Below are 23,174 nucleotides of genomic sequence, written 5' to 3'. Positions count from 1 at the left end.
GGGAGCTACTGTGATGCGGTAGCTCCCTCAGAGTTTGTACCAAGCTTAAGCCTGCTGCTGTTTGACCAGCAGCGGAGCCGCCTGGAGCAGCACTTTAGTATAGGGATGCTGGGGCTGAGTGAAGAGCCGCTGGGTGGGGCCAATTTCGACGATTTTGCCCTGATTCATCACCGCAATGCGATCGCACAAAAAGCGGGCCACCCACAAATCATGGGTGATAAATAAATAGGTCAAATCCAGTTCCCGCTTCAGTTCCAGCATTAGATCCAATACTTGAGCCTGCACGCTGGCATCCAGCATACTGACGGGTTCATCGCAAATTAGCAGTTTCGGACGGGTGATTAGGGCGCGTGCGATCGCAACTCGCTGCTGCTGACCGCCAGAGAGATCGCTGGGGAAGTAATCGTAATACTGCTCTGCCGGAGTGAGACCGACGCGCTCTAGCATATCCAGCACCTGCTGACGCGCTTTCGAGGAATCGGCCAAACCGTGAATCAGCAGCGGATCGGCAATGCTCTGGCCAACGGTCATCGTCGGATTGAGGCAGGCGTGGGGATCTTGAAACACCATCTGCATGTGGCGGCGCTGTTTGCGCACCTGCGACTTGGGCAAACGGGTCAGATCTTCGCCCAGAAACTTAACGCTGCCGCCCGTCGGTTCAATCAGGCGCAGAATCGTGCGGGACAGAGTGGATTTGCCGCAGCCGGATTCGCCCACTAATCCTAGAATCTCACCCGCATACAGCTCCAGCGTCACGCCATCCACAGCTGGAATTGTTTGAGCAGGTTGCTTTGAGAACCAGCGGGCCAGAACGTTTGACTCAATGGTGTAGTGCTTCTGTAAGTCATTCAGCTTGAGTAGCGGTGCCTTATTGGGAATCGAATCAAGCGGTGTCTGACGATTTTCGGCGGAGGCCTGCAGATGAAAAGCCGCATTGAGTAGGGATTTCGTATACTCATGCTGCGGATTGGCCAAGATGTCGGCTGTATCGCGCAGTTCCACCAGCTTGCCCTTGTACATGACCGCAATGCGATCGCAATATTCCCCCACCAGCGCTAGGTCGTGAGAAATCAGCATCAGCGCCATGCCCCGTTCTTCGCATAGGCGGGTCAGCTCTTGCAGAATTTGGGCCGAAACGGTGACATCTAAACTGGTCGTTGGCTCATCGGCCACGATCAGCTTGGGATTAAGCAACAGTGCTAGGGCAATGGCAACTCGCTGCCGCATGCCGCCACTGAATTCGTGGGGATATTGATTCCAGCGATCCGCCGGAATATTCACCGCTGCCAGCGTGGCAATGGCCACTTCCTTGGCTTGCGATCGCGATAGTTTCGGCTGATGGGCTCGCAGGGTTTCAATACAGTGTTCGCCAATTGTCATCAGCGGATCGAGCCGGGTCATTGGGTCTTGAAAAACCAGCGCCACGGCTTCACCACGAAAGTGGCGCAGTTCGGCATCGTTCAGATCTAGGACTGACTTCCCCTCAAATGTGACGCGACCTTCAACTTGGCTGGATGGCGGCAGCAGGCGCATGACAGCGCGACCCAGCGTGGACTTACCGCAGCCGGATTCCCCCACTAAGCCCAGCTTCTCGCCCGGATGCAGCGTAAACGAGACATCATTAACCGCCCATTCGATCGCCGTCTCCTGGGTGCGACTGCCCGAACGGCTGGGGTAGGCGACCCGCAAATGCTCAATACAGAATAGGTCGTCGCTCATCGGCTTATCCATTGGTTTTCTGCTGATCTGCGCTAGTCAAATTGGCTAGTCAAATTAGTCTGAGTCGAAGCGGCGCATGAGATAGGCCACACCAAAATCCCCATTGGGATGCTTTTCCAGCAGTTCAGCCAGTTCAAATACCTTGGCGGCCAAGTCGTCACCCAGTTTATCAATTGTGGCCTGTCGTTCACGGTGGCTGTAGGTCAGCTCCTTGACCCGCTCCTGCCAAGTATTGGAAAACAGCTTTTCAATCGAGGTATGCAGTCCCAAGGCTTCTAGCACCTCCCACTCGCCGCGATCGCACCAGATACCGCCGCAGGCCATGCAGCGCTCGACATAGAACGGATTTTTTAAGCTCACCTTCGCCCGAGACAGATAGCGGCTGCAGTCGGGACAGAGAGCTGCACGGGTATCTTGGGGCGGCTGTTTGAACTCAACTTCCAGAATTTTGGGCAGCAGGGCTTCAGCAGACGTATCGATGGGTGCTTGCTTAGCCTGCCAGCTTTGATACTGTTCGGCAGGAATCCAGGTGCCTTTGCAGTCTGGACAACACATCACCGATAGGTCACCCGCGATCGTTTGGGATTCGAGGATGACGTTTTTATCTTTGGGACACTGTACCAATCGTGCGTTCTCCCTTCATTTGCGCTCAATATGCTCAGACTGCCACCAGGTTGTCTGGATTCTTGTACTGGTTGACACCGATTTGATTGTTCTTGATCTGTTCTATTAAACCATTGGATAGCTGTATATTCGGTATCTGATCATGACTGATGATCATGGATCGATTCAATGAACCTGGCGGCAACTGCAACATGGCCTAAGTGGGTCATGCCGTTGCGATCGCAGATCCAGTAGCCTGGGATTAATTTAAATTAATTCCCCCGTAATCCCCCCTGTGAATTATGACGCAACTCGACACCTGGCGTAATTTGGCGGCTGGCACCCTCGATTCTCTGATTCGCCGCATTAATAGCTCAACCTTTACGGTCGAAGATGGCCTGGTTGATAACCTGCTGCGTATTCTAGCTGGACAGCCACCCCGTCCGTTGAATCGTGACCCATACGTGGGCCTGTTCGGTGCTGGGTCAGTGGCTAATCTCCGCAGCCGCGCCGCCAGTGGAGTGCGCGTTTATCTAGAACAGCTCGATGCGCCAAATTTGGTCAAGGCTGATGAGGAAGCAGATCGGCTGATTCGGGAACTGAGGAATTTTCCCACTGAGCGTCCTACTGGCGTACTGCCCTATGAATCCCTGTTTGGCTATACCGATACCAACATCAGCGAGTCCCAAATTGAGCTGTGGCGACGCCAGGCCGCTAATCGCCTCCAGTCGCTGATTGCCGATATTGCCAGTTCAACTCCGGTGGAAACCGACTTCTTGGCCGATTCGCTGCTGCGCGCCTTGAGTAGCCAACCCGCCCGGCCGGCTGATCGCGATCCGTATCGGGGATTAATTTTGCTGCCCGAAAGCACGCCGTTTCGGGAATATCGTCTACGAGCCGCAGATGCATTGAAAATCTACATCGATAGCATTGATGAACCTAAACTCGGTTCCAAGGATGCGGTAATTGACGATGTAATTCGCAAAGTAACGCCCAATCCACTGCCCAGTCGTCCGATTAACCGTCTCCCCTACGAAGGTTTATTTCCCGCCGCGACAGGCATTACCGCTGCTCAACTGCGACAGATTGCGCCCGAGGCACCCGCCGATGTCGAGAAGTTCATCGCGCCAATTAACGTCACAATTGCAGAGTTTGATATCAATACTCCCCTCCGTCAGGCGCATTTTTTAGCTCAGATTGCCCACGAATCCGGTGGTTTTCGCTTTGTGGAAGAACTGGCTAGCGGCGATCAGTATGAAGGACGGCTCGACTTGGGCAATACGCAACCGGGCGATGGTCGCCGCTTCAAAGGCCGGGGGCTAATCCAAATTACCGGACGCAGCAACTACACCGCCTGTAGCTTAGGGTTAGGCTTAAACAATGCGCTGATCAATCAGCCGGACTTGCTGGAGCGCAGTGATTTGGCGGCTCGCAGCGCAGGCTGGTACTGGAATTCTCGCGGTATCAATCGCTTCGCCGATCGCGATGATCTCAATGCCGTTACCCGTGCCATCAATGGTGGGTTGACCAACATTGAGGATCGGGCGCTGCGATTGAGTCGGGCAAAGCGATTGCTCGGAATCTAGGCGTCTATTTTTTGGACAGAATCGGGAATACTGCCAGAGTAAGGTATCGCTCACTCCCACCCCTATGCCAAATTCTGAGTCTCAGTCCTCTAGGCAATCTGCGATCGCACAACAGTGGGTGCAATCGCCCCTTCAATTGGCAGTTTCTCTGGAGCAAAAAGGTAGCCTCCGCACCAAGATCATGCGTGGCTACATATTGGCATTGGGCATTGCAGTGTTCGGTACCACAACCGGATTAATCATCGGCAATCAGCTCCAGCAGCGAGCACTGGCGGCCCGGAATGCCGCTGCTCGCGAGCGCCAACTGGTCAATCAGCTCCAGGTTGATATTCTCTATAACCGTCCGGCCAAGCAGCTTTCTCCTTACTTGCAGGAGCCACAGCGCTTTCGGCAAGAGAGCCGCGCCATGATCGAGCGAATTGATGGGATTCAGCAACTGCTGCGGCAGCAAAATCAGTCAGAGGAGCCGCTACAGCTTCCAGGTTTACAGTCGCTCCTCACCGAATACGAGCAGAGCGTTCAGGTCTTTTCCGGCAAACTGGAGACTGCGATCGCACAATTATTACCGATGACGGCTGATCCAGCCCAGCGAGTTCAGGCTGAGCAGACGCTGCTGAATTTGGTCAGAAGTCCAGAGTTTGTGGCCTTCATTGAGTTTCCCGACCAGCTCGTCGAGTACAACAATCGCGCCACCACGCTAGAGCGAGCCGCCGAAACAAACCTGCTGCGAGCTGAAACGCTGCGCATGCAGATTATTATCCTGAGCTTAGTGATATCGAGTGCGATCGCATTTGTACTGGCTTTGCGTACCAGTCGAATTATCACGCAGCCGCTGCAGCAGGTGACGAGCGTGGCCCAACAGGCCGCCAAAGAGTCCAATTTTGATCTGCGGGCCGATGTTTACACCCAAGACGAAGTGGGAACCCTGGCGCAGTCTCTGAATCAGCTAATCGAGCGGGTCAAAGTCTTACTGGCCGAACAGAGGGCAGCAGAAGCGCAACTAGTACATAGCGAGAAAATGTCCAGCTTGGGGCAACTGGTGGGAGGCGTTGCCCATGAGGTGAATAATCCAGTCAACTTTATTCACGGCAACCTCAACCATGCTGGAGCCTACGCTGCCGATTTGCTCGACATCATTGAGCTTTATCAACAGCATTACCCTCAACCCGCAGATGCGATCGCAGAAAAACTGGCCGATGTTGACTTTGAGTTCATCCGCAGTGATTTACCCAAGCTGTTCACCTCCATGCAGGTTGGCACCGATCGCATTCGTAAGATCATCGCGTCCCTCCGCACCTTTGCCCGTTTGGATGAAGCTGAACGGAAAACTGTCGATATTCACGAAGGGATTGACAGCACGCTGATGATTTTGCGCAATCGCCTGAAAGCCCATCAGCCACCGATTCAAGTCGAAAAACACTACGGTTCACTGCCGCTAGTCGAGTGCTTCCCCAGTCAGCTCAATCAGGTGTTTATGAATATCTTGATGAATGCCGTTGATGCACTGGAAAGTTGCGATCGCACTCCCTTGACTGACTATATACGATCAGCAAGCGAATACCATCACAATTTCCACCTCTATTTGCAGTGCAAACGGTCGTTCCTCTGATGAGAAATTCGCGCCCAACCCTGAGGCCAGTCAGTTCGCTACTATCCCGATCGAGCAAGCCTGGGTTGAAATTCAGATTTCGGATACTGGCTCTGGTATTCCAGCCAATATCCGAACCAAATTATTTGATCCGTTCTTCACGACGAAACCAGTCGGCAAAGGCACAGGACTCGGCCTCTCCATCAGCCACCAAATCATTGTTGATATGCATCGCGGCCAGCTCGACTGCGAGTCCACACCGGGTCGAGGTGCAGCATTTATCATCCGCATCCCCGTCCGCCAACCGAAGATGTCACCCAGTGCGATCGCCGCATCGGCCCCCCAACCCACAGCCGTTTAATCCCTCACCTCACTGCTCCAGACCGCTACCGATTCCGAGTAGCTCGAATTACGGATGCTGCTTACGGTAGCTCAACAACCAATTGGCCATCGTTGCCCGACGCGTCAAGCGAGGAATCAATTGATCAACTGAATAGCCCTTAAAGCCCAACTCTTCTTTCAACAGCTGCTTATTGGTCTTTGGAATTGAGCGGGTCAGTTGCACTGTCGCCGGACGGCTTTCGATAAAATTGGGCGGTTCAGGATACTTCTCGCGCCAGGTTTCCTCAACTTGAGTGATGTCCCACTGCTGGGTCGATTCGTCATAGCGATAGCCCAAGTAGTGCCACACCAGTTGATTCACCGTGGCATCATCTAATTCTTCGTTGAGGATCGCCCAGATGGTTTCAGTCGTGAGTGGCGGTAGATCTGACATATCAATTAGCAATTTCAGAAATTATCAATCAGCAACTAATCCTGTGTTTTAACGAAACCAAATCGATCAAACGGCCAGAAGCGGAAGAAGGCGCGGCCAATGATGTTCTGGCGCGGCAAGAAGCCCCAAACGTGGGAGTCGTTGCTGTTATTGCGATTGTCGCCCATGACAAAGTATTGGTCATTGGGCACAAGTGCTGGCCCCCATTCATAGTTGGGTGGCTGAAGAATATAGGGTTCTCTCAGTTGTTGCCCATCTGCGTAAACCTGACCGTTATGCACCTCGATCTGCTGTCCCGGCTGACCAATCACCCGCTTGATAAAGGCTTGATCCGGTAAATAGCCTCGCTCCTGTAGCGCTTGCGGTGGCTCAAAAACAATGATATCGCCCTGTTCTGGCTGATGGAATCGATAAGATACCTTTTCAACCACTAACCGATCGCCAATTTTCAGCGTCGGCAGCATGGAATCAGACGGGATAAATCGCGGTTCTGCCACAAACAACCGAATCAGCAGCGCTAAGCCAAGTGCGATCGCAAGTAGCCGCACGTTTTCGCCCTGACTCTGCCACAGTTTTTGTAGCCAGGACAATGATGGCTCAGCATCCTGGGTTGCCGGCGTTGGAGAGTTGGTTGAGGAAGTCGGCTGGTCTTTTTCGTCAACGGTCATTGGCGTTCTGCGCTGTTGTCAATAGTTATCAATATAAATATCGCGGTGGGGGGTTCAGCTCATGATTGTGGGGGTGCAGTCCGCATATTCGTGAGCGTTTGAAAACAACCATCATCGCTTATGGGATTGTAACGCGGCAGGGTTCGACCCGAAGAAATCGGCAATTGAACTTGATTGCACTCTATAAAACTCGATAAATTTAGGCCAGATTTTGGACTGGATTTGGCTAGGGCTTTGATCCGGATCAACGTTTAACTGTACGATGCAATTCGTACCGTTGTATGACCCATTGAGAATTGTCTGTGCGTAAGATTGTCATTGCCGGAAACTGGAAAATGTTCAAAACCCAAGTAGAAACCCAGGAGTTTCTGCAAGGGTTTATGCCGTTGCTCTCCGAAACCCCGGAAGAGCGGGAAGTCGTCCTCTGTGCGCCTTTTACCGATTTGGGTACGCTGTCGCGCAACCTCCACGGCAGCCGGATTAAAGTCGGAGCGCAAAACGTTCACTGGGAGGAGACCGGCGCATTTACGGGTGAAGTTTCGGCTCCCATGCTGACAGAAATAGGTGTGCGGTATGTCGTGATCGGCCACAGCGAACGTCGCCAATATTTTGGAGAAACAGACGAAACGGTCAATTTACGTCTCAAAGCAGCTCAAAGTCACGGTCTGACCCCAATTCTCTGCGTCGGCGAATCAAAAGCGCAGCGGGATGCATGCGAGACAGAAAAAATTATTAGCCAGCAGCTCGAAAAAGATCTAGTGGATGTTGATCAGGCTAATTTGGTGATTGCCTATGAACCAATTTGGGCCATCGGTACAGGTGACACCTGCGAATCTGGTGAAGCGAACCGAGTAATTGGCCTCATTCGCAGCCAGTTAACCAATAAAGACGTCTCCATTCAGTACGGGGGGTCGGTAAAACCTGGCAATGTAGATGAAATCATGGCCCAGCCTGAAATTGACGGTGCCCTAGTCGGCGGTGCGAGCTTAGAGCCAGAAAGCTTTGCTCGAATTGTAAATCACCAATAGATTGGGCTAAATCCACAATGAGCAGTACTGTGGGTGGGCAATGCCCACCCTGCTTTTAGGAATGTCTGAAATTACTTTAGCTTTGCCGCACAACTTCGGCCAGTGCGGGTTTAATCGTTGCGTACTGATAGTCAAAATCGGTTGCCATCGTCCGCTTGGGCAAAACCTGCTGCCCTTCCAAAACAACCTTTGCGCCATCTCCCAGCAGCAGTTCCAGCGCGATGCCAGGGACGGGTAGCCAGGATGGACGATTCATCACTTCGCCAAGGGCATGGCTGAGTTCACTCATCCGCACTGGATGAGGAGCGGTGGCGTTGTAGGTACCCTGCATTGAGCTATCGAGCAGCGCTTTCAGGATCAGGTTAACGAGATCCTCACGGTGAATCCAGGAAAACCATTGCTTGCCCGAACCAATGGGGCCACCGGCAAACATGCGAAACGGCGTCAGCATTTTTGCGATCGCACCTCCGTTACCGAGCACAATCCCAAAGCGCAAGATTACCAGTCGCGTTCCGGTTGCTTTGACCTGCTGTGCTGCCGCTTCCCACTTTTGACAAACCGTGGCCAAAAAGTCATCACCGGAGGCACTGGTTTCGTCAAACGTGGCGGTTTCGCTGGTGCCGTAGTAGCCAATGGCAGAGGCGTTAACCAGCACCGCAGGCTTGGAATCGGCCTTGGCGATCGCATCCACCAAATTCTGGGTCACATTTTCGCGACTGGTGAGGATTTTCTGTTTGACTGGCTCTGTCCAGCGGGTTTCGGCAATGGGATAGCCTGCCAAGTTGACAACTCCATCGCAACCTGCGATCGCATTTTGCCACTCACCGGACTGGTTCGGCTGATATTCGACAATTTCCACGGCTGGAAATGCCTGTGAGGGAAACACCTTCTGACCATGACTATGGCTACGGGTCAGCACCACGATCTGATGTCCCTCCGCCTGGAGCTTTTCGACTAGGCGACTGCCTACAAAACCTGTCGCACCCGCGATCGCAACTTTCATCGTTCTACCAATTTGCTTACTAACGTTTTTTCCGGCACTGCCTATCGGGCATGAATTGGGATGTAGAAATACCCCCACATCCCAATTCATACTTGAAATCAGCAAGTCCGATTTTGCTTATGTCTAGCTGTCTACCTATATATCTACAAGGTTTACTCGCATCTTGCACTAAAACCCAAAGAAGATATTCCGCTGCAACACAGCAGCAAATATCTTTTCTGGGTTTCTCTCTGGGTTCCTCGTTACTATCGAAAACGCAATTAAAGCGCGAACTTTAGAGAACTTGATGCGTATAGGCATGCTGCTTGACGTTGTCTTCGGTTTTGACAACGTGATCGGCATTGAGGACGCGCTTTTTCTCGGTTGAGTAGTTGAAGTGGGTGTGGGTTGTGCCAAGCGGGATCAACGTCTGGGCTTCCGGACGAGTTTGATAGGTGCGGGCGGCTGCCAGTGCCCGTTCTACAAAATCGGGGCAGAACTGGGCTTCTGAAGGAAAGCTATCGGGAATTTTCATTGTGGTGGCGTCTACAACCGCACCCAGCGTAGTTGCGATCGCTTGGCTGTAGGAGGTCGGAATATTCTTGAATAGGGCTTCCAATGCGGCAGAGGGAATGGGTTCAACCATCTGGACTTCTTCAATTTCGCCATCTTCTTTCAGATAGCAGGTTGCCAAACCAATGACGATATAAGCATCAGTGGTTAGATCGGAAGCATTGGGCAATTCGATGGCCGTGGTCATAATTTAATCTCATCGTGGTTAGCGAGACGATGCCGCTAAGATTCCAAAGCATTGTATCGTGCTGCATTCTTCGATCTTGCGAACTGTTTCGGAAACGCGGCTGAGATTTAGGAAACGATACAGTTTGTTATATAGGGGAAGAAAGGTGAATGGGTATCAAGGGTAACTAGGTGTTAGGTACTGGGTTTTGGGTTTATTTTCGCTTAGGCAAACAGTTCAAAAAAGCTATCATCGAGTTCGTAACCCAGCATCTGCGTCATAAACTTGAGACGGGTTCGGTTCAAAATTCCGTTTTGTTTCATCCAGTCCAGGCTGATGAAGACTTTTGACATGACGAAGATTTCCAATGCTTCGGGATTGTAGCGGATGCCTTCGGTGGGGCTGAACTGATGCGGAATCAGCATAGCGGCATAGCGACCCAGTTCGCCCGCTTCCCAGTCTAGAACCAAAGGTAGCCAGGGATAGCGTGTGTCTAGCCGGACGAACCACAAACGCACTTCAGGAATTTCGGACAGTTCACGCGGATCGTTTGCATCACGGGAATACTGAATATCAAAATGCAAGTTGATATCTGATAGGGCCGTGTCGGTTTCAATCTGCTTGAGGACGGCTTGAATCGTGGCTTCAGCCACAGTCAGGTCGAGGGTTTGAATCTGAGTTTCAGTCAGAGTAATTGAAGTCATGCAGGTAGCAGATGGGCTAAACGGCTGAGTGATACCAAATCGGCTGATGAAAACCAACTTGGCCAATTTTGATTGTTAGCGATAGGCCAACAAAAAGCAAAGTAATACAGCAATTTTAAGTTGATTATGAACAGGCCGCCCCGCTGGAGCGGCCTGTTCATAATCAACTCAGTTCACTAGCTATTTAGTAAAGCTATATTCCCTTAGTTAAAGATTAGTTCGAACAGTTTAGGACTATGGATTAAATAGCCTGTAAACCGTTCCATTTGTAGGGACACGGCAATGCCGTGTCCCTACCCCAAAAATTTCACCTTATTAAATCCGAGTTCCTTAGGGGCATGGGTTGGGATTAGACTATTCCTTGATTTCTAAGTTAAAGTGGAAATGACTACGGTTGCAGATTGTGCCTATGTAACTCCTACCCCCTTAAAGTCGGTAAGGCGATAGATTTTTCAGAGCTTATTTTCAGAGCTTATGTAGAATACAGGCAAATCGATCCTGAGCAGCGGGTTAAGTTTGTGTAGTGGATACTGTGTAGTGAATAGATAGCACCGTAAATCCATCACAAATCAAACACAAGTCAAACACAAGTTGACTAGCTAACCAATTCAAATCCGTAATGCGCAGTTTGCTGATCTGAGCGGCTCGCAGCGTTTTTGCCTATCCACGCTAAAATATTCGCGCTAAAACTGGAACCCCATCAGCCGCGATCGCAACCTCGCTAGAATAGAACCAGGTGGGTTGCAGGACAGTTTTGATTCTTACTCTATTCATTTGATTGATCAACGAGGGCTAAAGCAAGATGACTAGCAGCAGCGATACGACAACAGTTGCGAAACCCATTCGTTCTTTAGACGACGCTATTGAACGGTGTCAGGAATTGGGGATGCGTCTGAGTCGCCAACGTCGCTACATCTTGGAATTGCTGTGGAATGAACAAGAGCACCTGTCTGCCCGTGATATTTACGATCGTCTTAATCAGCAAGGCAAAGAGATCGGCCATACGTCGGTTTACCAAAACCTAGAAGCGCTTTCAGAGCAGGGCATTATTGAGTGCATGGAGCGTTCGGATGGTCGGCTGTACGGAAACATTAGCGACTCCCACAGTCACGTCAACTGTGTGGACACCCAACAAATCATTGATATTCACGTCGAGCTGCCTGACGAGGTGATCCAAGCGGTTGAAGCTCGCACTGGGGTTAAGATCCACGATTACCGCATTGACTTTTTCGCCAAGAAAAACGGCTAGGCTCCTTGGCAGCTTGAACATCGAGATCAAAAAGAGAGAGGCATTCACCCAGAATGCCTCTCTCTTTTTTGATGGCTGATCTAAAAAGCTGATCTAAAGAATTTATGCAACTCGGTTCAGGTGCTTGCATTGTGATTAAAAACTTCTACAATTGTCAGCATCTTTGCCTAACTCGGGGAGATTGCGCTCCAAGCAGAGATCAGGCCGCAGTTAGATTAACTCTAAATCTACTTAACATAAGCTTTGAGTTTCGCTAGATATAGCGTTTTTAATTAAAATCGTTTGCCCATCAGGGTTTAATTTTTGGTTGATATGTCCCAATCATCTTCTCATTTGCACTATCAGTCCCAGCCCCCTGTTCCGTTCCTGCATGGCTTTGAAGCTGATGGCACAGCGCCTACTACTGCGGATGCCGTAGATGAGGAAGAACTCCTACGAGATTTAGGATTAGAGGACAATGCATCAGGCGCAGATGGTTTAGATACTGCTGATTCGACACCTTCACAGTTTTCTACGCCATCGGCCTCGCAGCAGGTGCCCCAAGCCGTTCGCAAATTTCTGCGATCGCACTCCAAGTTGCGGACATCATCAAAGTTGAATCCCGCATGGATGCTGCAACAGGCTAAAGCCCTCATTCCCGATCCGCAGACGGCCCAGCAGGCAGCTCACCAAACGGCCCAGATGATCGTGCCCCGCTTAGCGCAGCGGCCTGCCCGGCCCGCTAAACGGGGATGGTTCGCTGCGGTTACCTTGCCGACGATCTGGATGGGGGTGCTAAGTAGTTTAGCGATCGCAAGCTTGGGATCGCTGATTTGGTTGACTCGTTTGCCCCCCGCACCGGATTGTAAGAAGCTGTCAGCTTTTGCTGCCGATGTGGATCAGCTCTACTGTGCCGGACAAGCGGCTCAAACGGGCAAAGTTGATGATTTGCTGGCGGGCATTAATTTAGTGAAGGACTGGCAGACCGATCATCTGCTCTATACCGAGGCGCAAACGCTGCTGAGTCAGTGGTCAGGTTCGCTGCTGTTGCTGGCTCAGGATCAACTGGCCCAGGGCAATTTCGGTAAAGCCGTCGAGATGGCGGGGCTAATTCCTCAGCAGAGTCCCGTTTATGCCGACGCGCAGGCCAAAATTAAAGATTGGCAAGCGGAGTGGCAGCAGGGCAAGCAGTTGAAATCAGAAATCGAAACTGCCGTTGAACAGCAGAAGTGGCCTACCGCGCAGGAAAAACTGAAGAAGCTGCTTCAGCTCGATGAGGACTATTGGGTGCGGCAGCAGGGCGGTGAACTGCGGCAGTTGATTAAGCGGGAAGAGTCAGCCTTTGCTACGCTGACGGCGGCAACAGAGCTAGCGGATTCCGATGATCCCGATGAGCTGGCAGAGGCGATCGCACTGGCCCAGTCAATTCCGGTGCAGGCACGGGCTTGGGATGAGGCGAAACCAAAGCTGGATGGCTGGAGCCGCAAGCTTCTCCGCATTGGCTTTAAGCGCTGGGAAGAAGGTGATTTAGATGGTGCGATCGCAGCCGTGCAGAAAGTGCCTGCCGACCCGACGCTGACCCGTGAAGCCAGAGACCTGATCCAGATTAGCTACGCCGAAAAGGCCGCAAGCGACGAGGTACAGACCTGGATACCGTCGTTTTACCAGATCTACGCACTGCAAGAAGCGATCGCAGCCGTTCGCACCATGTCGCCGCTCAGCCCCTTTTACGAAGAGGCGCAGTCTCATTTACAGGAGTGGCAGGCTGAACAAGACGATTTAATCCAGCTCCAGTACGCCAATCTGCTGGCCGGATTCCAGCAAAAGTTTACCTATCAGATCGCCATTCAGCAGGCGCAAACGATCCAGACTGAGCGACCCCGGCGCACTCAGGCCCAAACGCTGATTGCCCACTGGCGGCAGGAAATTGAGCGGATCGAAGATCAGCCCTATCTGGATCGAGCGACTGTCTTGGCTAGCGTTCGCGCTGTGCCGAATTTGAAAGCTGCGATCGCAGAAGCATCCAAGATTGAACTGGGTCGAGCGCTGCGGGTTGAAGCCCAAACCTACATTGCTGATTGGCAGATTGAAATCGAAATCATTGAAGACCAGCCGATTCTGGATGAGGCGCTAGAGCTGGCCAATCAGAACAAGCTGACTGAAGCGATTGAAGTGGCTCGCAAAATTGAATCGGGTCGAGCGCTCTATGATGATGCCCGCGAGCAAATCGGCAACTGGACAGCCCAAATTCAGATTAAGGAAGACCGACCGATCCTGACGCGGGCAGAAAATTTAGCCGCGAAGGGTAGCCTCTCGGCAGCGATTGAAACGGCCTCTCAAATTGGCGCTGGGCGGGCACTGTATCGTGAAGCGCAAAGCTCGATTGCCATCTGGAAGAAAGAGCGGGCGGCGATTTGGGAAACCTGGGCTACCGAAGATACTCAGAGCAATGGCTATGCTGAAGACAGCTATGACAGTGGGTACGATGACGGCTACAGTGATGACTATTACGATGATGGCTATGCTGAGTAAAGCCCGTTTTACCACCCGTTTGTCGCTAAAATAAGTCCGTCAGAGCCTTGCCTGAGACATCACTATGAGCAATCGCCCAGCTAATATTGTTTTGCTTGATCATGATCCCGTTTTTCGATTGGGATTACGCATTTGGCTGGAGCAGTATGCCGACCTGCGGATGGTGGCGGAGTGCCAAACGGGGAGCGAGGTGCTGCAGTTGCTGGCGGAAGTACAGGCTGAAGGAGCTAGAGAGGCTGACGGGGCTAGGGCGTCTGCTTCGGAGCCAATAGTTGATGCTCTGGAAGAGATATCGGGACGTACAGCCGATAGCTCTGAGTCGGATCGATTGACGGCTGATGCGGCTGGAATTGATTTGGTGATCACGGATCTGGTGGCGAACGAGAGCTATCCGCGTGAGGTGCCGGGGCTGGTGCTGTGCCAGCGGATTAAGCAATTGTTTCCGAACATCAAAGTGTTGATCCTCAGCGATCGCAATGAGCCAGTGATTGAAGCAGCGGCGCGACGTGTGCAGGCTGATGGCTACTGCTGGCGACAGCAGCCTGTCAGTGAATTAGCCTCCATCATTCGCCAAGTGGCTCAGGGGGAAGCGGTCTGGCCGCAGGTGTCACCGGATGCTGAACTGGAGCAATCTCCCACTGTAACCGCTCAATCTGGAGCAGCCGGTCGGACAGGTAGGGTTCCAGTCCGACGATCTTGGTGGCAGCAGGTGCGCCAGTCGGCTCGGCAGTCGGGACTGCGAGAAATCGATGCGGAAATCAATCGGCTCCAGGCTCAGCTTCAGCGGGCGCTGCTGCTAGATATTGATCCCGATCGACTCGCAGTTTTGGTCATCGAAGGCCGCCTACGCGAGTTGCGCACAGCCCGCTGGATCGTTACTCGCCTATTAGCCACCCCTAGAGCCTCCGCCGTATTGCTGGAGGAGCCCAGTGCCACACCCACACAGCGCTTAGGCCGACCGAATCGATTCAGCCGCCGCCAAATTGCCGATCGCTCATCCCCAAACCCATCAACCATCAACTCTGCCAATAATCCGGCCAATAATCTACCCAATACCTCCGACTCTGCGGCAGCGGAACCAGATGCAGCACTAATCTCGCAACCTGCCACCAGCTTACGCACAATTCCCTCATTCACTGTTGATGCCGCCTTTAATCGGCTGCAGGGCAGCCTGCGGAACTTAACTCGGTCACCGCTGGAAATTGATATTCTCAGGCGCGATCGCAAACGAGAGTTACTCTATATCATCTTGCGCAGCTTGATTCAGGTATTGGACGATTTGCAGCAGGCGCAGATTACGACCGGACAACTGGCCGAGAACCAATTAGCCTATCTGAAAGAAGTGTGGGCAAAAGCGGTTAATGAATTTTATGGTCGCTACTACATGGTGCAGGTCAGCACGGTGGAGCAGGCGCTGGTGCAGGTGATTCTGCAAGATGAAGCCGTCGTGCAGCGGGATATTCTGGAGCAAATTCCCCTGGTGGGAGAACTGCTGTCATATTTATTATTTCAGACGCCGCTGATGGTAGACGGTGTGCCCAGTGGCAGCGCCTCACCACAGGCTCAACAGCAGGCGCAGTTACTGTTGGACAACTTGCTTTTGCAGATGGCGAATGCCGTAGTGCAGCCGCTGTTAAATCGCTTTGCCGATGTGGAAGCCGTGAAGCGCGATTTTTATGACGTGCGACTGCTTTCGACCCGTGAAATTGAGCGCTTTCGTAATGACCTCTCGTGGCGGTATCGGCAGCAGCGCTATATTAAAGAGCCGACCGCTATCTTCGAAAGTCGCTATCGGCTGCTGTCCCTAGCACCGGAAGGCATTCGTCCGGCATCGATGTATGCGCCACGTCGGGCCGAACTGGAGCAGCTCGAAGGAATTCCATACGTCGTAACGCTATCGCTGGAATTCCGGGATGCGGTTGCGCCCCGATTGCGATCGCTCATATCGTTTGTCGGCAGTGGCTTGATCTATGTGCTGACCGATGTGATTGGTCGCAGCATTGGCCTCGTTATTCGGGGGGTTTTACAAGGTATTGGTAGCGCTTGGCAAGATGTTCGCTTTGGCCGCAATGATAAACGCCAGCGTCAGGATGGCTGAGGTATGAAGCGGATCGGAAGACTGCCAGGATGGAGTCGAACCGCTCGGCAGTTCGTCATGCGAGTTTTGCTCGTGCTGCTGTGTCTAGTGAGTCTATCGGCGGGAATGAGTGGCTGTGAGCAGCTTACCGATCGGCTAGGGCTAAATCAACCAGCGGACACCGCTGATGATGAGGTGGACGTTGATCCAGATGTGGCAACGGATACTGAGCCAGAGTTGGATATTGAAGATGACAATGTGGTGGAGCCGATTGGACGGTCGCGCCCGTTTGACCAAACCGATAACGATTCGCTGAATCAGCCCGATGCCCCCGCTCAGAATGAGCCCTTTACTGCACCGCGTACCCCACCCCCGTCTGAACCGCCTGCCACGAACCCTAATTTAGCCCAGCCCAATGACCAGCTCATCCTGCGGAACATCATCGTGAGTGAGGACAACCGGAGCCAAATTGCGGTTCCAAATGATTGGCAGCAAGAGTACACGCTACATCCCACTGCTGAGCTACAGGCCGCTGCGCCACTGGATCAGCTTTATTTTGCCGCTCTGTCGGATACCAGCTTTAATTCGGCTGTTACGACGCTAGACAGCCGTGCTGCTCGCTATTTGCAGCAGTTTATTGATAGTCTGTCGCGCACTGAAACGGCACGGCGAACCAATGTGCAACAAATTGCTGGCTATCAGGCCGTTCAGTACCAACTGGAGGCAGAACTAGACGGTGTGCCGATCACGTTTTTACACACAACGGTGGCGACGCCTTTTGCCTACTATCAGTTATTGAGCTGGACATTGCGATCGCAGTTTCCGGCATATCGTGAAGAACTGCAGTTGGTCACACAGAGTTTTGAAATCCGCAATTGATAATCAACAAATCACCTATGAGGGTAAGAAATCGGGCTGATTTTGATGGGGAATCACTCTATTCCTATCTGTAGATCATCACAACAGTCACGTCCATGTAAGCCAAATCCGGCTGACAAACCCCAAACAATGATTTGAGAAAAAACACATGAAGTGCGTTTTCTCAACAACAAAGCGAGTTTTACAAGCGGATTTGGTCAAACCTTAGCCCCCAAGGATGATCATGAAAAAGCGTTTAATTGTCTGCTGCGATGGCACCTGGCAAGATCTCGGTAACTCCACCCTCACCAACGTCGCTAAATTTGCTCAAGCGATCGCATCGATTGGCCAAGATGGTACTCCTCAGATTGTCTTCTACGACGAAGGTATTGGCACAGAACTGACCAGCAATATTCTGAGCGGTGGTGCCTTTGGTCGCGGCATTGACTATCACATTCAAGAAGCCTATGGCTTTCTGGCCCTGAACTACAATCCGGGCGATGAAATTTATCTGCTGGGATTTAGCCGGGGTGCCTATACCGTGCGGAGCTTAGCCGGATTCATCTACAATTCTGGGCTTTTGAAGCGAGAACGGATTAATCAAATCACCAAGGCGTACGAAAATTATCGCGATCGCACTTTACATCCCGATCAATCCCCTAAGCTAGTCAAGTTCCGCAGCGATAACGGTGAACGAGTGCCCGTTAAGTTCCTCGGCTGCTGGGATACCGTTGGTTCACTCGGTCTGCCTAATCTACTGCCGTTTTTGCCAATTCGTGAGTCATTCAATCAGCGCTATGCGTTTCATGACCATAAGCTGAGCCATATTATTGAACATGCCCGACATGCGATCGCAATTGATGAACCGCGTCAGTCGCTCAGCGTCACACCGATGGAGCAGGGCGAAGCGGTAAAGCAGACGCAAACGCTGAAGCAGGTCTGGTTCCCTGGCGATCACGGCTGCGTCGGTGGCGGGACGCCCGAATATCGGGGATTCTCCGATGCGGCTTTAGAGTGGATGATGCAGCAGGCCAGTGAACTGGGTTTGGCTCTCAAACCGGAATACATCGCCGATGGTATTCAGCCCGATCATGCGATCGCGTTTACGCCCCACTCACCCTTGCCCTGGATGCTGCTGGGCGGATATAAGCCTCGGCAGCTCAACCCAGAGCGTGGCGATCACCTGCACCCGATTACGATTCAACGCTGGCAAGAACTAAATAATTATCGTCCGCATAATCTGCTGCACGCTTTTGGAACGTTATTAAACAACCAGTTCTGTTCTCCGTCCTGTTCAACGGTAGTACAAGCTTAGAAATCGGCGTTTTTGTATCAAGTCCGTATATGAGAGAACCCAATTTACTTTTGTGAGAGCTTGGCTAGGCCAAGCTCTCACAAAAGATAAGTTATCGGGTTTTAACTGGACTTCGTACTGCTAATCACGAACTCAAAGAGGTAATTGTACTGCCGCGATGTGGCAGTACAATTACCTCTTTGAGTCTGGTGCAAGAAAGGTTAATGCTCCGATTTTGGATCGGTGGTTTTCATCGCCTCGTGATGAAGCCGATTATCAACATAGTGTTTGGCCTGTTGAATCGCTGCTTTTTGCGTGGGTGCAGCAGGCACAGCAACCGCACAGCCAGTTGCATGATTTGCCCATACCGAATACACCGTGTAACCATCAAGCTCGGTTTGATCAATTTCAAGCTGCCATCCCCGATAGCCAAATGACCAAACAACACGGGGAAAATCAGGATCAGCAAAAACCATACGGTGAACCACACAATGAAGGACTGCTCTGCCTCAATCGACAGAGCCAGAGAAGCAAAACTCAAGCGGCTGCCAGATTCTTCTCAGCAAAATCCCAGTTCACCACGCTGTTCAAAAATGAGCTGATGTAGTCTGGGCGCTTATTCTGATAATCCAGATAATAAGCATGTTCCCAGACATCCATTGTCAGCAGCGGGACTTGGTTACTCGTCAGCGGATTATCAGCATTGAGAGTTTTTGTCACCTTGAGCGTATCGCCATCCAGCACCAACCAGGCCCAACCGCTGCCAAACTGAGTTGCACCTGCGGTCTTAAATGCGTCTGCAAATTTCTCATAGCTACCAAAATCAGCATCGATCTTTTTGGCCAGTTCTCCGGTTGGCATGCCGCCGCCGCCCGGCTTCATGCTGTTCCAGTAAAAAGTATGATTCCACGCTTGCGCCGCGTTGTTGAAGATGCCGCTTTTCTCCGGATCGCCAGCGACCGTTTTGATCACAGCTTCGATGGGTTGCTTGTCTAAGTCTGTCTCCTCAACGGCACTGTTGAACTTGCTGACATAGGCGGCATGGTGCTTATCGTGGTGGAACTCTAGCGTACTTTTTGAGATATGAGGTTCGAGCGCTGTGTAGTCATACGGCAAAGCAGGAAGTTCGTATGCCATCTTGATTTGTGTCTCCTTTTTAGGATTTCTCAGTAGATCGGTTAGACGAAGACTGCGATCGCAAGTTTTACTCAGCCTCAAATAGTCATCAGAAACTGTCTGCGGATGAATTGCTCTTGCCGCAGGTCTGATATGAAGTCGTAAGTATTGCAGTACCTTTCTCCGCCTGTAGTTGGGAGAATATCGTACGTATTCTAATAATGCTATGCACCTGGGGGGCATGAAAGATGCTCCCTGGGGGCATTTGATGCTTAGTCGCGATGCTGACTGGGTAGTCTCAGCAACGAATTGAGCGTTTGGCTCGCGGCAACTTACCCAACCAATTGGGTTTTATCTCGACAAACTGTGAACTTCCTCCACAAAACCTGTCCATTCTGCTGAAGAGTCGATATATTGAATACGTTTTATGGCGCTACGGACTTCAATGGAAGCCATTTTGGGCGTGAACGCATTGTAAAACGGCGCTTTCACCCAGAACTTGTTCTAACCTACGCACGTCGTGCCATAATGACCGCACCATTCGCCCTGATTGACCTTCAGTAGCACCGTGCAGATTCCCCAATTTCCTGAATGCCAGCATCCCATTGTTAAGTCGCTGTTCCACTCCAGCGATTACGAACTGCTGCAAAAATTTCAGCAACATCCCGACAGCGGCAAGTATTTTGTAGCAATTTTCTGTCGCTACAGCCCGATGGTATATACCCTGATTCACCATTCGGCTCGATCGCCCGTGCAGGCTGATTATTTGTTTGCCCTCACCTGGCGGCATATTCAGCGGGAGTTGGGTGGTCTCGACCTGTTTGAAGGTGCCCCTCCCGGCGCGACGGAACCCGTGATTACGCTGCAAAACTGGCTGATCAATGTCACAGCCGCCTGCATTAACCAGGTGACGCTGCCGGAAGTGGAGTCGATTCACTACTCCATCGACCAAGCTTCGCCGCCTCTGTGGTGCTATGTAGAGCAGGCTCTGGATCGGTTAGAACCCATGCAGCGCCTAATCGTGGTGATGGCGCAGACGTTCCACTGGAGCGAAACGCGAATTGCGGCCTATCTGCAAGCCGAAGGGGAACGGATTTCCCCTGCCGAAGTGCGATCGCACCTGCAAATTGGCTATCAGGAACTCGAACGTGTGTTACCGGACGATATTCGGGAAATCTATTTACAGAATCTACAGTCCAATCTGTCGGGCACGGTTGAATCGGAACTATCGGAATCTGATCCAGCCGATTCGCTGATGGCAATGGTGGATTCGAGTCTGGACGGACTTTAGATTTTGGATTTTGGATTCGGGATTTTGGATTAGAACGTACTTGATTGATTGCGAACTCAGCCATAAGTCAAAAACTACATGCAATCGTAAATCCAAAATCTAAAATCCAAAATCGCAACGCGTTACTGGGGGAGGTGTGAGATGAATCGGTTATTAGGCGCTCGGGCAGAATATGGCAGTTTGGGTCGCGGTATTCGTAAAGGTTGGCGTGGATCTGCGATCGCATCCTTTATTCCTTTAGGATTGTCCCTGGGCATATTGGGATTTGGAGTTGCTTCGGTATTACCTAACCCAGCTCAGGCTGAGCAACTGGAGCAGCAGCTTGATATTCAGCCCTTCAACGGCACGGCCCGCGAGGGTATCAGACAGTATCGGGATGCTGCCGATCAGTTGGTTTGGCTAGGAGAGCAGCAGGCCGATCAGGGTAACTATCAGCAGGCGATTGGTTTTTGGAATCAAGCGCTGGAGCTTTATCGGGCAATTGATGATATAGCGGCAATGGGCAAGACCTATGACCATTTGGGTCGAGCCTACGGTCGTCTGGGGCAGTATCGTGTGGCTGAAGAACTGCTGCGCAGACGACTTGCGATCGCAAATGATAATCACGATTCCACTGGACAAATCTACGGTTTGAACAACGTCGGCGGTGTCCTGCTCCAGAAAAATGATCTGCGGGGTGCCCAAGCGTCATTCGAACAGGCCCTTGAGATCGCGCGGAATGTTCGCGATCCAGACGGGATTGGCTTGTCACTGAGCAATTTGGGCTTAGTGGCAGCCGCACAGAGCAACTATGATCAGGCAATTCGTCTTTACGAGCAGGCCGTTGACCTGCGGCATCGGGGCCGCGACTGGGTTGGCGCAGCCAATACTCATAACAATCTCGGAGATGCAGCCTACGCGACGACGAACTATTTCCGGGCCGCGACTGCCTATCGAGCCGCTTGGAACCTGGGTCAGCAATATCGCGATCGCAATGTGCAAATTCGGGCCTTGGACGGTCTGATCGCTACTTACCAAGCATATCAACCCCAGGCTGTCCCCCAATTCCTGGCTGCACGGGCAGAACTGACGCAGGACGGCGTTGACTTAGCCCAAACGCTGGAAACTTTGCGGCTCGTCGGTGAGTTCTACGAGTATCAGGGTGATTTGAGTACCGCTCAAGTTCTCTATCGGCGCGGACTTGCGATCGCAGAACAGCTCGGTAATCGGCAGATGATGGCTGAGTTACAGTATCGAATTCTCAGCTTGGCATCAGGCAATCCTACCCGCTAACGAGAGTCACTTACGCTTACACTAAAAATTACTTCAAGGGATGACAGCCGCCGCTCGTGTAGCGTTGATCAGGGGCTGCAGTATCCTATGGTTTGATCAAGTGACGTGAGAACTTTACTATTCAAGCTTTCCAAGAACCAACATAATCTTTTTTGCAGAAGGTTCTAGCCTAATCTGTATTGTGTAGGCAAATTTACTGATTGGGCTGCAAATTGGATGGCTCTAAATTAGATAAACTTAGCGATTGCGAAGTAACTGCAAAAGTAACTGATTACGAAAAGCAAATAAGTCAGAAAAACAAGTTAGAAATAAACAAACCGCGGCTGGTCTCAATATAAATCTGTCTGTAAGCGGGTTTAACGTTAAACCTAGATATTAACCAGTTGGTGACCGTTGCTGACGCCCCGGCATCCCCAGTTTCTTTTAGGCTACTGGAGCTAAACAAAACGAGAGAGGGAGGTCGTCCATCGGTCAATTGAGCGGGAGACTATGATTCAAAGCTTGGGCCTGATTCGAGTCCCCATTGATGCTTTAGGAAATGCTTATACATCGTTTCTTTGAGCATCATTTGTTCGTAGAGCTTAACTAAGAAGTCTTGAGCTTGCTCTCGACTCATACGGTTGACTTGGGTTTCAAACGATTGGAGGTTAAATTGCTGCTCCAACGTTAATTTGCCAGATTCAAACATAAAGCACACTCCTTAAAAGAGCTAATTCTGCACTAGGGAGATTATCTGCCCAAGCTAAATTCATATTGGCTTTAAGTCTAGGGTGCTGGGTGGATCGAACCAGCGGTAGCCTTAAAGTCGAACTATCTGGGACAGAACGACGTGTAAACTTCCCAAAAATGGAAACTACACGTTCAAGCAAGATAGGTAGAACATTCCCTGATTTAAGGGATAAATCGAGAATGAGTTCATAAAAGATAACAACATTCTGAGCTTTCCCTGTACATCTCAAGACGTAACAACCGGGGGATAAGGTTTCCACCTATATGGAGAATTCAACGCGGAAGTGGATGATTCCGTATTGAATTACAGAAGTTTTAGCAATCTGTAATTTACAAAAATGCTCAATTCGAACATATTTAGGTTTTTCGTCTAAAACTTTGATGA

General features: G+C 51.3%; 21 protein-coding genes. 11 read left to right on the top strand and 10 right to left on the bottom strand.

The window, feature by feature from the left end:
- Positions 1 to 45: 45 nt before the first annotated feature.
- Together AC286M_RS17540 and AC286M_RS17535 are read right to left on the bottom strand one after the other, a co-directional pair.
- Positions 46 to 1,719: a dipeptide ABC transporter ATP-binding protein gene (locus AC286M_RS17540; RefSeq protein ID WP_488205620.1), complete on the bottom strand. Its 1,674-nt coding sequence runs from the start codon at positions 1,717 to 1,719 to the stop codon at positions 46 to 48.
- Positions 1,720 to 1,773: 54 nt separating this feature from the next.
- Positions 1,774 to 2,343: a TFIIB-type zinc ribbon-containing protein gene (locus AC286M_RS17535; RefSeq protein WP_488205619.1), complete on the bottom strand. Its 570-nt coding sequence runs from the start codon at positions 2,341 to 2,343 to the stop codon at positions 1,774 to 1,776.
- Between the two features lie 281 nt (positions 2,344 to 2,624).
- On the opposite strand from AC286M_RS17535, the gene AC286M_RS17530 reads away from it, so the two are divergent.
- The 3 genes from AC286M_RS17530 (at position 2,625) to AC286M_RS17520 (ending at position 5,857) form a co-directional block, all read left to right on the top strand.
- A complete protein-coding gene (locus tag AC286M_RS17530; RefSeq protein ID WP_488205618.1) occupies positions 2,625 to 3,908 on the top strand; it encodes a glycoside hydrolase family 19 protein in 1,284 nt (427 codons plus the stop codon).
- A gap of 64 nt (positions 3,909 to 3,972) precedes the next feature.
- Positions 3,973 to 5,517, top strand: coding sequence for a sensor histidine kinase (locus AC286M_RS17525; RefSeq protein WP_488205617.1), 1,545 nt, complete (start codon positions 3,973 to 3,975; stop codon positions 5,515 to 5,517).
- A complete protein-coding gene (locus tag AC286M_RS17520; protein WP_488208847.1) occupies positions 5,441 to 5,857 on the top strand; it encodes a sensor histidine kinase in 417 nt (138 codons plus the stop codon). Before AC286M_RS17525 ends, AC286M_RS17520 begins: the two co-directional genes overlap by 77 nt.
- Positions 5,858 to 5,905: 48 nt before the next feature.
- On the opposite strand, the gene AC286M_RS17515 is transcribed toward AC286M_RS17520, so the two are convergent.
- Both AC286M_RS17515 and lepB read right to left on the bottom strand, forming a co-directional pair.
- Positions 5,906 to 6,271 carry a DUF1823 family protein gene (locus AC286M_RS17515; protein ID WP_488205616.1) on the bottom strand — a complete coding sequence of 122 codons (366 nt, stop codon included), beginning with the start codon at positions 6,269 to 6,271 and terminating at the stop codon, positions 5,906 to 5,908.
- Between the two features lie 35 nt (positions 6,272 to 6,306).
- Entirely contained in the window at positions 6,307 to 6,939 is a 633-nt protein-coding gene (lepB, locus tag AC286M_RS17510; protein WP_488205615.1) for a signal peptidase I, read from the bottom strand.
- 302 nt (positions 6,940 to 7,241) lie between these two features.
- On the opposite strand from lepB, the gene tpiA reads away from it, so the two are divergent.
- Complete coding sequence (tpiA, locus tag AC286M_RS17505; protein ID WP_488205614.1) at positions 7,242 to 7,967, top strand: triose-phosphate isomerase; 726 nt, start codon at positions 7,242 to 7,244, stop codon at positions 7,965 to 7,967.
- A gap of 76 nt (positions 7,968 to 8,043) precedes the next feature.
- Here tpiA and thyD read toward each other — a convergent pair whose 3' ends face one another.
- The 3 genes from thyD to AC286M_RS17490 all read right to left on the bottom strand — a co-directional run bounded on the left by thyD (position 8,044) and on the right by AC286M_RS17490 (position 10,392).
- Complete coding sequence (thyD, locus tag AC286M_RS17500; RefSeq protein ID WP_488205613.1) at positions 8,044 to 8,970, bottom strand: thylakoid membrane protein ThyD; 927 nt, start codon at positions 8,968 to 8,970, stop codon at positions 8,044 to 8,046.
- A gap of 274 nt (positions 8,971 to 9,244) precedes the next feature.
- Positions 9,245 to 9,709: a hypothetical protein gene (locus AC286M_RS17495; protein ID WP_488205612.1), complete on the bottom strand. Its 465-nt coding sequence runs from the start codon at positions 9,707 to 9,709 to the stop codon at positions 9,245 to 9,247.
- A 203-nt stretch (positions 9,710 to 9,912) separates the two neighbouring features.
- Positions 9,913 to 10,392, bottom strand: coding sequence for a CRR6 family NdhI maturation factor (locus AC286M_RS17490; protein ID WP_488205611.1), 480 nt, complete (start codon positions 10,390 to 10,392; stop codon positions 9,913 to 9,915).
- A gap of 802 nt (positions 10,393 to 11,194) precedes the next feature.
- Here AC286M_RS17490 and AC286M_RS17485 point away from each other — a divergent pair.
- The 5 genes from AC286M_RS17485 to AC286M_RS17465 all read left to right on the top strand — a co-directional run bounded on the left by AC286M_RS17485 (position 11,195) and on the right by AC286M_RS17465 (position 18,402).
- Positions 11,195 to 11,641 (top strand): Fur family transcriptional regulator, encoded by a 447-nt coding sequence (locus AC286M_RS17485; RefSeq protein WP_488205610.1) that lies wholly within the window; start codon positions 11,195 to 11,197, stop codon positions 11,639 to 11,641.
- Positions 11,642 to 11,953: 312 nt separating this feature from the next.
- Positions 11,954 to 14,152, top strand: a complete 2,199-nt coding sequence (locus AC286M_RS17480) for an AAA family ATPase (RefSeq protein WP_488205609.1) — start codon at positions 11,954 to 11,956, stop codon at positions 14,150 to 14,152.
- 64 nt (positions 14,153 to 14,216) lie between these two features.
- Positions 14,217 to 16,250: a DUF3685 domain-containing protein gene (locus AC286M_RS17475; RefSeq protein ID WP_488205608.1), complete on the top strand. Its 2,034-nt coding sequence runs from the start codon at positions 14,217 to 14,219 to the stop codon at positions 16,248 to 16,250.
- Positions 16,251 to 16,253: 3 nt separating this feature from the next.
- Positions 16,254 to 17,108 (top strand): hypothetical protein, encoded by an 855-nt coding sequence (locus tag AC286M_RS17470; protein WP_488205607.1) that lies wholly within the window; start codon positions 16,254 to 16,256, stop codon positions 17,106 to 17,108.
- 223 nt (positions 17,109 to 17,331) lie between these two features.
- The gene (locus AC286M_RS17465) at positions 17,332 to 18,402 is read left to right on the top strand and encodes a T6SS phospholipase effector Tle1-like catalytic domain-containing protein (RefSeq protein ID WP_488205606.1); all 1,071 of its coding nucleotides are present in this window, start codon (positions 17,332 to 17,334) and stop codon (positions 18,400 to 18,402) included.
- Between the two features lie 200 nt (positions 18,403 to 18,602).
- On the opposite strand, the gene AC286M_RS17460 is transcribed toward AC286M_RS17465, so the two are convergent.
- Both AC286M_RS17460 and AC286M_RS17455 read right to left on the bottom strand, forming a co-directional pair.
- Positions 18,603 to 18,857, bottom strand: a complete 255-nt coding sequence (locus AC286M_RS17460) for a hypothetical protein (protein WP_488205605.1) — start codon at positions 18,855 to 18,857, stop codon at positions 18,603 to 18,605.
- Between the two features lie 61 nt (positions 18,858 to 18,918).
- Positions 18,919 to 19,518: a superoxide dismutase gene (locus AC286M_RS17455; protein WP_488205604.1), complete on the bottom strand. Its 600-nt coding sequence runs from the start codon at positions 19,516 to 19,518 to the stop codon at positions 18,919 to 18,921.
- 547 nt (positions 19,519 to 20,065) lie between these two features.
- On the opposite strand from AC286M_RS17455, the gene AC286M_RS17450 reads away from it, so the two are divergent.
- Positions 20,066 to 20,788, top strand: coding sequence for an RNA polymerase sigma factor (locus AC286M_RS17450; RefSeq protein ID WP_488205603.1), 723 nt, complete (start codon positions 20,066 to 20,068; stop codon positions 20,786 to 20,788).
- Between the two features lie 141 nt (positions 20,789 to 20,929).
- Complete coding sequence (locus tag AC286M_RS17445) at positions 20,930 to 22,060, top strand: tetratricopeptide repeat protein (RefSeq protein WP_488205602.1); 1,131 nt, start codon at positions 20,930 to 20,932, stop codon at positions 22,058 to 22,060.
- 487 nt (positions 22,061 to 22,547) lie between these two features.
- Here AC286M_RS17445 and AC286M_RS17440 read toward each other — a convergent pair whose 3' ends face one another.
- A complete protein-coding gene (locus AC286M_RS17440) occupies positions 22,548 to 22,748 on the bottom strand; it encodes an NblA/ycf18 family protein (protein ID WP_488205601.1) in 201 nt (66 codons plus the stop codon).
- Between the last annotated feature and the right edge of the window lie 426 nt (positions 22,749 to 23,174).

This window comes from Thainema salinarum CENA647 (assembly GCF_057732415.1).
Note: the sequence above shows the minus strand (reverse complement) of the source record. Positions and strands in the feature narration are given on the sequence as shown.

Bases quoted from the DNA above. Each gene is read 5' to 3' on its own strand.
- AC286M_RS17540 (WP_488205620.1), bottom strand. From the start codon at position 1,719: ATGAGCGACGACCTATTCTGTATTGAGCATTTGCGGGTCGCCTACCCC.
- AC286M_RS17530 (WP_488205618.1), top strand. From the start codon at position 2,625: ATGACGCAACTCGACACCTGGCGTAATTTGGCGGCTGGCACCCTCGAT.
- AC286M_RS17525 (WP_488205617.1), top strand. From the start codon at position 3,973: ATGCCAAATTCTGAGTCTCAGTCCTCTAGGCAATCTGCGATCGCACAA.
- AC286M_RS17515 (WP_488205616.1), bottom strand. From the start codon at position 6,271: ATGTCAGATCTACCGCCACTCACGACTGAAACCATCTGGGCGATCCTC.
- lepB (WP_488205615.1), bottom strand. From the start codon at position 6,939: ATGACCGTTGACGAAAAAGACCAGCCGACTTCCTCAACCAACTCTCCA.
- thyD (WP_488205613.1), bottom strand. From the start codon at position 8,970: ATGAAAGTTGCGATCGCGGGTGCGACAGGTTTTGTAGGCAGTCGCCTA.
- AC286M_RS17495 (WP_488205612.1), bottom strand. From the start codon at position 9,709: ATGACCACGGCCATCGAATTGCCCAATGCTTCCGATCTAACCACTGAT.
- AC286M_RS17490 (WP_488205611.1), bottom strand. From the start codon at position 10,392: ATGACTTCAATTACTCTGACTGAAACTCAGATTCAAACCCTCGACCTG.
- AC286M_RS17485 (WP_488205610.1), top strand. From the start codon at position 11,195: ATGACTAGCAGCAGCGATACGACAACAGTTGCGAAACCCATTCGTTCT.
- AC286M_RS17480 (WP_488205609.1), top strand. From the start codon at position 11,954: ATGTCCCAATCATCTTCTCATTTGCACTATCAGTCCCAGCCCCCTGTT.
- AC286M_RS17475 (WP_488205608.1), top strand. From the start codon at position 14,217: ATGAGCAATCGCCCAGCTAATATTGTTTTGCTTGATCATGATCCCGTT.
- AC286M_RS17470 (WP_488205607.1), top strand. From the start codon at position 16,254: ATGAAGCGGATCGGAAGACTGCCAGGATGGAGTCGAACCGCTCGGCAG.
- AC286M_RS17465 (WP_488205606.1), top strand. From the start codon at position 17,332: ATGAAAAAGCGTTTAATTGTCTGCTGCGATGGCACCTGGCAAGATCTC.
- AC286M_RS17460 (WP_488205605.1), bottom strand. From the start codon at position 18,857: ATGGTTTTTGCTGATCCTGATTTTCCCCGTGTTGTTTGGTCATTTGGC.
- AC286M_RS17455 (WP_488205604.1), bottom strand. From the start codon at position 19,518: ATGGCATACGAACTTCCTGCTTTGCCGTATGACTACACAGCGCTCGAA.
- AC286M_RS17445 (WP_488205602.1), top strand. From the start codon at position 20,930: ATGAATCGGTTATTAGGCGCTCGGGCAGAATATGGCAGTTTGGGTCGC.
- AC286M_RS17440 (WP_488205601.1), bottom strand. From the start codon at position 22,748: ATGTTTGAATCTGGCAAATTAACGTTGGAGCAGCAATTTAACCTCCAA.